We start from the raw sequence: 2,140 nt of genomic DNA, 5'->3' as shown, positions 1-2,140 counted from the left end.
TGCTGGTCCATACCCAAGAACGTGGGGTTCGTATACGCATCCCCGTTCTTTAAGTCATTCAGTTTCTTGACATTGACAAAAACGAAAATAACAAAAACAGGTTAATTACGATGGTATCTAACCATAAATCAACCATCCTTTGGGCTGCACATTCAGACGCCCCATGGCGTGATCTTCCTGGCCACTTTCCCCACTGGAAATCCGTCTACACTCACTTTTGACGTTGGCAGAAAGCGGGAATTCGGGATAAGGTGCTGAAGGTTGTCTCCCTATATAGCGATGAGGAAAGCATTATGATTGATGCCACGATTGTGCGCGTTCACCAGCACGGAGCGGGGGCAAAGCAAGCAAGCGATCGAACGTTCCCGTGGGTAGTTTAAGCACCAAAATTCATGCCATCGTCGATGCGCTCGGAAATCCACTTCGTTTCGAATTAACGGGTGGTGAAGCTCATGACTCGGTTCAGCGCTACAAACTTCTGCAAGCCATCGAACCGACGATGAAACAAGTATTAGCTGATCGAGTCTATGATACGAATGCGATCAGGGCGCTTCTGAACGAGGAACAAGCGATCCCAGTGATTCCAACGCCGAGAAATACAACCCGTTGACCGAGATATCTATAGAGAACGCCATTTAGTGGAGTGTTTTTTTCAATAAAGTCAAAAGCAATCGTCGTCTGGCAACTCGCTACGATAAATTAGCGTGTACGTTCAAGGCTTTTTCGACTCCGGCATCCATTATGGTGTGGCTTGCTTGAGTTTGAAGACACCCCTAGTTTATCAACTCTTCTCGCCTTACTTATCCACGTTTTTCCATCCCCTTTTTCTTCCTTTAATTTTGAACATGAAAAAAAGCTCTCTCCTACTAAATAAGTTGGAATGAGCTTTTGAAATTTAAACAAGTGTTTGAATTATATAGTGATTGGTTGTGTTTTGCGATCTCGTTGTTAGGGAGATTTCGCTAATGAAGATATTATCCACTCATCTGCTCCATTAACCACTTTTTAATATCATCACCGTCCAGCCTTATTGGTTCCTCTTCAGTTCCAACAAAAATATGTTTGGCAGACACTTCATCAATCCCGTTTATTTCTTCAAAACTAGTTTCATAGAGAAGTGCCCCATCAAATATAGCATTTGTTAAATCAACATTAGAAAACTTTGAGCAGCTTAAATTTGCTCTTCGAAATGATGCTCGCCTCAAGTCAGATCCAGATATATTAGCGAAGCTGAGGTCTGCATCATCAAAAGACGCTTTTATCCCTACACAATTTAATATATTTGAATGTTTTAAGGAAGTGTAGTCAAATACCGTTTTACTCAGTATGCATTCCGAGAAAATCGTTCTTTCAAATGATGTACTTAAAAAATAGCAATCACTCATATCATTATTAGCAAAAAACGAACTACTCATATTTGACTCTACAATCTCTGAACAACTCAGATTCATCCCTGTAAGATTCAGTTGTTGTAATTCTTCTTTTACAATTTCTATTTTTTCTCCAATATTACCATCCGATTCTGCCCATTTATGATGTTTTATAAACATATTATCATCCATGTAATTCTTCCTTTCACATACTTTATGGCCACCACAGCAACATATCACTTAAACCTAATTCTTTTACCGCTTTGCGTACTTCGTCTATATGTTCTGGGAACATTTTTGATGAATCGATGATAACATTCTCCCCTTTTGAAAGTGATTCTTCTATATCAGCAATTGCCTTTTCCAGTGTATAACCCTTTGGCGCAAATTTTGAATACCATCCTTTAACGTCCCACAATACACCTGTTGCGTCAATAAATTCTGCACCTGCTGGATTGGTATCTCTAACTATAGGACCAGGTAGGTCCCCTCTCGCCTCTAACTCCAAGCCTGCTAGTCTTTCAATTTTTGTCTTTTCGTTTATTTTAAAGTTTTTTGCTGGATCTTTTGCCAAACTCTCATACTCTTCTGGAGATCTAGCGTAGTATTTTCCCTCATCCCCATACTTGTCTATCAATTCTTTATAGTAATCTGGAGCAGTTTCTCTAATTTTGTCTAAGTCAGCATTTCCCGTCCCCTCATCCAACTTCTTCGCTAAATCACCTTTGCCTGCTTCCATTTCACTCCAAAAACGCTGCTGCTGGCTATTG

At 40.1% G+C, this 2,140-nt stretch carries 2 protein-coding genes and 1 pseudogene; 1 reads left to right on the top strand and 2 read right to left on the bottom strand.

The genetic code is table 11. The annotated features are described in order from the left end of the window. Positions 1 to 367: 367 nt before the first annotated feature. Complete coding sequence (locus RSX24_RS32135) at positions 368 to 610, top strand: transposase (protein WP_236421565.1); 243 nt, start codon at positions 368 to 370, stop codon at positions 608 to 610. A gap of 364 nt (positions 611 to 974) precedes the next feature. Here the strand turns inward: RSX24_RS32135 and RSX24_RS32130 are convergent, their stop codons facing one another. Next, a complete protein-coding gene (locus RSX24_RS32130; protein ID WP_236421564.1) occupies positions 975 to 1,562 on the bottom strand; it encodes a pentapeptide repeat-containing protein in 588 nt (195 codons plus the stop codon). Positions 1,563 to 1,584: 22 nt separating this feature from the next. After that, positions 1,585 to 2,140 (bottom strand): annotated as a pseudogene (locus RSX24_RS32125) (hypothetical protein); the annotation flags it as partial.

The organism is Paenibacillus hubeiensis (assembly GCF_032334105.1).
Classification (GTDB): domain Bacteria; phylum Bacillota; class Bacilli; order Paenibacillales; family Paenibacillaceae; genus Paenibacillus; species Paenibacillus hubeiensis.
The sequence above is the reverse complement of the archived record's forward strand: the minus strand, read 5'-3'. Positions and strand labels throughout refer to the sequence as shown.